The following is a 5741-nucleotide window of genomic DNA, read 5'->3' on the forward strand; positions in this document are numbered from 1 at the left end:
GCAGTCCGGCCGCCTCGATGCGCGCGGCGGCCCCGCCGACGCCGGCGAACCTGCCGGAGAGGAGGCCGTCGACGAGCCGACGCCGGCTGATGCTCGCCCACTCGTCCGAGTCGCCGTCGGCGAGGCGCCCGACGGCCAGGGCGATGGCGCCCTGTTCGAGCACGGCGGTGCGTCCGGCGGGATGCTCCGGGCCGGGGAGCGCGATGAGATTCCCCCAGCGGATGCCTCGTGCCTCGACCGGGACGATGAGCCAGTCTTCCGTGCCCGGTGCCGCGCCCTGCTCTCGTCGCTGTTCTGCGCGTCGATGGGCAGAGCGCGAGCGGAGCTCCCACTCGGTGAAGAGCTCCTCTTCCATCCCCAGCGGCACCTCGGATGCGACGACCTCGTAGGCGAGGTTCTCGAGGATCACGGGGGCGCTCAGCGTCTGCGCGAGCTGATCCACGATGAAGTCGGCCGGCGAGCCGCGCAGCACGAGAGCCGTGAAGCGCTCGCGCACCTCGTCGCGAGCGCGCAGCGCGTCGGTCTGCCCCGTGATGATGCGGTTGTGCACGGCCTCGGTGAGGGTCACGAACTTCACTTCGCGGTGCAGCACGACCAGGGCGAGACCCCGCTCTCGGGACGCCTCGACCACGACCGCGGGCACGTAGTGGTAGTGCGTTCCGAGCTCGAGCACGAGACCCGACAGGCCCGCGTCCGACAGCTCGCCGATGAAGCGGCGGAGGTCGGCGGGTTCGGCGGGCCACGACGATCCGGTCGACAGCAGCAGCTCGCCGCCATCGAGCAGGCGCGCGACGCCCGCGCTGTCGGACACGTGCAGCCAGCGCACGCGGGCATCGAGCGCGTCGTCGCCGACGAGCACCTCCGGCACTCCCTGGGCCACCGCGTCGAGTGCGATCACCTCGCGCAGGGTGGGCAGCATCTCGTCGGCGAGCCTGCCACTCGGACGATCCGTTTGGATCGCCGGATCTTCGCGACGGTCGAGCACGGTGATCGCCTCATCCTCTCTGCCATTCTGGGATCCGCCCAGCCTACGTGATCGCCACACGATCTGTCCGAGCAACAGGAGACCACCCATGACCATCGCCGCGAGCGCCATCGCCGACACGAGACCCGACGCCGCCATGCGCGTGATCGGCCATTGGGTCGACGGCGCCGAGCGCGCATCCGCGAGCGGCCGTACTGCGCCGGTCTTCAACCCGGCGACGGGTGCGATCCAGGCGCAGGTGGCGCTGGCCGACCAGGCGGAGGCGGATGCCGCGATCGCGTCGGCCGTGCGCGGCTTCGAGGTGTGGTCGGGCTACTCCGTCGCGCGGCGGCAGAGGGTGCTGTTCGCGTTCCGTGAGCTGCTGAACGCCCGCAAGGGAGAGCTGGCCGAGATCATCACGTCCGAGCACGGCAAGGTGCGCTCCGATGCGATGGGCGAGATCCTCCGCGGGCAGGAGGTCCTCGAGCTCGCGTGCGGGTTCCCGCACCTGATCAAAGGCGCGTACTCCGAGAACGCGTCGAACGGCATCGACGTGTACTCGATCAAGCAGCCGCTCGGGGTCGTCGGGATCATCAGCCCGTTCAACTTCCCGGCGATGGTGCCGATGTGGTTCTTCCCGATCGCGATCGCCGCCGGCAACGCCGTCGTGCTCAAGCCCAGCGAGAAGGACCCGTCCGCGTCGCTGTGGCTCGCCCAGCTGTGGCGGGAGGCCGGGCTTCCCGACGGCGTGTTCACCGTGCTGCAGGGTGACAAGCTCGCTGTGGACGGGCTGCTGACCTCGCCCGACGTGCAGTCGATCTCGTTCGTGGGGTCGACCCCGATCGCGCAATACATCTACGAGACCGCATCGCGCCACGGCAAGCGCGTGCAGGCGCTCGGCGGCGCGAAGAACCACATGCTGGTGCTGCCGGATGCCGATCTCGACCTGGTCGCGGATCAGGCGGTGAACGCGGGCTACGGCGCCGCCGGCGAGCGCTGCATGGCGATCTCGGTCGTGCTCGCGGTCGAGCCGGTCGCCGACGAGCTCGTCGCGAAGATCGCCGACCGCATCGGCAAGCTGAACATCGGGAACGGCGCCGGCGCCGACGGGGTCGAGCCCGACATGGGTCCGCTCATCACCGACATCCACCGCGACAAGGTCGCGTCCTACGTCGACATCGCCGAGCAGGACGGCGCCACCGTCGTCGTCGACGGCCGGGGATTCACCGTCGACGGGCACGAGGACGGGTTCTTCTTCGGCCCCACCCTCCTCGACCGCGTGCCCACGACCTCCCGCGCCTATCAGGACGAGATCTTCGGCCCCGTCCTCTCCGTCGTCCGCGTGGACTCGTACGACGAGGGGCTCGAACTCATCAACTCCGGCCGGTTCGGCAACGGCACCGCGATCTTCACCAACGACGGCGGCGCCGCCCGGCGCTTCCAGAACGAGGTCGAGGTCGGCATGATCGGCATCAACGTGCCCATCCCCGTCCCCGTCGCGTACCACTCGTTCGGCGGCTGGAAGCAGTCGCTGTTCGGCGATGCGAAGGCATACGGCATCCACGGCTTCGACTTCTTCACGCGCGAGAAGGCCGTCACCGCCCGATGGCTCAACCCCGCCGCACGCAACCTTTCAGAAACCCGCGGCATCGACCTCGGCTTCCCCCAGAACCACTGACCCCGCGGTCGATCAAAGGACTCCCCCACATGACCGACACCGTTCTCCCCGGCATCCAGCCCGATCTCGAGGCCGATGCGCGCGTGCGCGCCGACGACCGCGCGCACGTGTTCCACTCGTGGAGCGCGCAGGCCCTCATCGACCCGCTCCCCGTCGCCGCCGGCGAAGGCTCGACGTTCTGGGACTACGCGGGCAACGCCTACCTCGACTTCAGCTCGCAGCTGGTGAACCTCAACCTCGGGCATCAGCATCCGCATCTCGTCCACGCCATCCAAGACCAGGCGGGCCGTCTCGCGACGATCCAGCCGTCGATGGCCAATGACGTGCGCGGCGAGCTCGCGCGGCGCATCGCCGAGGTCGCGGGCGACGGCTTCGAGAAGGTGTTCTTCACCAACGGCGGCGCCGACGCGAACGAGAACGCGGTGCGCATGGCGCGCCTTGTGACCGGCCGTCGCAAGGTGCTGTCGATGTACCGCAGCTACCACGGCAGCACGTCGACCGCGATCTCGCTGACGGGAGACCCGCGGCGCTGGCCGAACGAGCCGGCCGACGGGTCTGTCGCGAAGTTCTTCGGGCCCTATCCGTACCGCTCGGCGTTCCACTCGTCGACCCCCGAACAAGAGGCCCAGCGTGCGCTCGAGCACCTCGAGCAGACGATCGTGCTCGAGGGCGCCTCGACGATCGCCGCGATCGTGATCGAGACGATCGTCGGCACCAACGGCGTACTGGTGCCGCCGGCCGGCTATCTCGCCGGCGTGCGAGCGCTGTGCGACCGCTTCGGCATCGTCTACATCGCCGACGAGGTCATGGTCGGGTTCGGGCGCGTGGGCGAGTGGTTCGCCGTCCAGGCGTTCGACGTCGTGCCCGATCTCATCACCTTCGCGAAGGGCGTCAACTCCGGCTACGTGCCGCTCGGCGGCGTCGTCATCTCGGACCGCATCGCGGCGCACTTCGACACCGTCGCCTTTCCCGGAGGCCTCACGTACTCGGGCCATCCGCTCGCCTGCGCGGCGGGCGTCGCGACGTTCGAGGTGTTCGAGCGCGACGGCATCCTCGCGCGCGTGCGCGACCTCGGCTCGCGCGTGGTCGAGCCGCGCCTGCGCGACATGGCGTCGCGGCATCCGTCGGTCGGCGACGTGCGCGGAATGGGCCTGTTCTGGGCGATCGAGCTGGTCAAGGATCGCCAGACGCGCGAGCAGCTCGTGCCGTTCAACGCGAGCGGGCCGGATGCCGCACCCGTCGCTGCCGTCGCCGCGGCGTGCAAGCGGGACGGGGTGTGGCCGTTCACCCACTTCAACCGCGTGCACGTCGCGCCGCCGCTGGTCATCTTGGAGGACGAGCTCGTGCGCGGACTCGACGTCATCGACCGGGCCCTCGCAGCCGCAGACGAGCACGCCGCCCGCTGAAACCCTGGCTCTACCTCGCGATCCGCGATATCGCAACGGGGTAGTCCGAATCGTTCCGATGCGCGGGAATGAAACGGCGGAACCCAAGGTTATCCATGAACTCAGCCCTATGCGGGGCTGCAGGAGGGGACAGTGGGCAAGAACTACGTCGACATCGAGAACGACCGGGGCGAGACGCTGCGCTATCGCAAGCACGCCAACGGCCGGGGTCTGATCGCGCATGGAGCGAAGGTGCACCCGAGCGCCGTCGTGGAATCGGGGGCGTATGTCGAACCGGGCGTGCAGATCGCGGCGGGCGCGCACGTCGGCCGCGGCGTCTGGGTGGAGTCGGATGCCGTGATCGGTCCCGACGCCGAGATCGCTCCCCACGCGCACATCGGCCCGCGCGCGGCCATCGGACCGCGCGCCAAGATCGGCGTGCGCACCCAGGTCGGCACCGACGCCCGCGTCGCCGGCGGCTCGCTCATCGGCGACGACCAGACGATCGCCGACGGCGAGCGCGTGGCCACCGACCGCCGAGGACTGCGCCTCGCCGCCTGATCTCGTGTGATCTCGTGACGGGTGGTCGGACGCCGCTAGCCTGGCCCGATGACATGCAGGCGGTCCCGTCGCACCGGCGCGTCCCTCGCTCTCGCCGCCGCCCTGGCGGTGGTCGTCGCCGTCGCCTGGATAACGACGGGCGGACGGATGCCGTGGGCAGAGGCCGACCCGGCGCAGAGCGCGTCTGCCCTGGGCTCGTCTGCCGCAACGCCGGCTGACGGCATCCCGTCGCGCCCAGGCGACGCGTTCCCGCTCACCGAGACGTACGTCTACGACGGTGACACGATCGAGGCCCGCATGCAGGAGCCGAACGACGTCGTGACCACGTCGAGCCCCGTACGCATCCGCCTCATCGGCATCGACACCCCCGAGGGCACACCGTCGCCGGAGTGCTGGGCGGACGAGGCCCGCACGCATCTGGCCGAACTGCTGCCCGAAGGATCGACGGTCTGGGCGATGCCCGACGCCGAGACGCGGGACGACTACGACCGGCGACTGTTGAACCTGTGGACCGACGACGGGCGCTTCGTGAACCTCGAGCTCGTCACGGCGGGCGACGCCGAGGCGATCCGCGTATGGCCGAACATCGCGTTCTACGACCTTCTCGCCGGCGCGCAGGCCGAGGCCGAGGCATCCGGTGCCGGCCGGTGGGGCGCCTGCGGCTGAGCCGCCTACGCGAACAGGTACAGCACGAACCCGATGAGGGGCAGCGTGCCCTGAAGGAGCGCCGCGCGCAGGTACTTCATGCCGGTCGTGAGCAGCACGAGCGCCGCCGCGACCATCGAGCCGAGGCTGAACAGCACGAGCGCGAGACCCGCCGCGCGCACGCCACTCTCGTCGGCGCCGGCGAGGAAGAGGACGATGCCGAGCACCGTGCCGATCGCGAGGAACAGGTTGTAGAACCCCTGGTTGTACGCCAGGGGCTTCGTCGTCTCGGCGGCCGCCTGGTCGGCGACGCCGAAGCGCCGCCAGATCTTCGGCTGCGTCCACTGCACGCTCTCCATGACGAAGATGTAGACGTGCAGCAGTGCCGCCAGCGCGGCGAAGGCGGTGGCGAGGATCGCGATCATGAGCGAACGATAGCGCCCGGGATACGCTGAGCGATATGGCGAAGGGCAGGAGCGGCGGACGACAGCCGCGACGGGATGCCGCG

At 70.1% G+C, this 5741-nt stretch carries 6 protein-coding genes; 4 read left to right on the plus strand and 2 right to left on the minus strand.

Features of this window, described 5'->3' with window-relative positions:
- Positions 1-1123, minus strand: a 1123-nt coding sequence (locus EIO58_RS11530; protein WP_240658764.1) for a PucR family transcriptional regulator ligand-binding domain-containing protein, incomplete at its 3' end; no start/stop codon positions are given.
- Between EIO58_RS11530 and EIO58_RS11535 the strand changes: the two genes are divergently transcribed.
- The 4 genes from EIO58_RS11535 to EIO58_RS11550 all read left to right on the plus strand — a co-directional run bounded on the left by EIO58_RS11535 (position 1074) and on the right by EIO58_RS11550 (position 5254).
- Positions 1074-2642 carry a CoA-acylating methylmalonate-semialdehyde dehydrogenase gene (locus EIO58_RS11535; protein ID WP_274543213.1) on the plus strand — a complete coding sequence of 523 codons (1569 nt, stop codon included), beginning with the start codon at positions 1074-1076 and terminating at the stop codon, positions 2640-2642. The two genes, EIO58_RS11530 and EIO58_RS11535, sit on opposite strands and share 50 nt — an antisense overlap.
- A gap of 29 nt (positions 2643-2671) precedes the next feature.
- Positions 2672-4048 (plus strand): aspartate aminotransferase family protein, encoded by a 1377-nt coding sequence (locus EIO58_RS11540; RefSeq protein WP_127819666.1) that lies wholly within the window; start codon positions 2672-2674, stop codon positions 4046-4048.
- A gap of 132 nt (positions 4049-4180) precedes the next feature.
- Positions 4181-4588 (plus strand): transferase, encoded by a 408-nt coding sequence (locus EIO58_RS11545; protein WP_127819667.1) that lies wholly within the window; start codon positions 4181-4183, stop codon positions 4586-4588.
- A gap of 48 nt (positions 4589-4636) precedes the next feature.
- The gene (locus EIO58_RS11550) at positions 4637-5254 is read left to right on the plus strand and encodes a thermonuclease family protein (protein ID WP_127819668.1); all 618 of its coding nucleotides are present in this window, start codon (positions 4637-4639) and stop codon (positions 5252-5254) included.
- A gap of 5 nt (positions 5255-5259) precedes the next feature.
- Here EIO58_RS11550 and EIO58_RS11555 read toward each other — a convergent pair whose 3' ends face one another.
- Entirely contained in the window at positions 5260-5658 is a 399-nt protein-coding gene (locus EIO58_RS11555; protein WP_127819669.1) for a DUF1304 domain-containing protein, read from the minus strand.
- Positions 5659-5741: the final 83 nt, after the last annotated feature.

The sequence above is a fragment of the Microbacterium sp. CPCC 204701 genome (assembly GCF_004010105.1).
Taxonomy (GTDB): domain Bacteria; phylum Actinomycetota; class Actinomycetes; order Actinomycetales; family Microbacteriaceae; genus Microbacterium.

Bases quoted from the DNA above. Each gene is read 5' to 3' on its own strand.
- EIO58_RS11540 (WP_127819666.1), top strand. From the start codon at position 2,672: ATGACCGACACCGTTCTCCCCGGCATCCAGCCCGATCTCGAGGCCGAT.
- EIO58_RS11550 (WP_127819668.1), top strand. From the start codon at position 4,637: ATGACATGCAGGCGGTCCCGTCGCACCGGCGCGTCCCTCGCTCTCGCC.
- EIO58_RS11535 (WP_274543213.1), top strand. From the start codon at position 1,074: ATGACCATCGCCGCGAGCGCCATCGCCGACACGAGACCCGACGCCGCC.
- EIO58_RS11555 (WP_127819669.1), bottom strand. From the start codon at position 5,658: ATGATCGCGATCCTCGCCACCGCCTTCGCCGCGCTGGCGGCACTGCTG.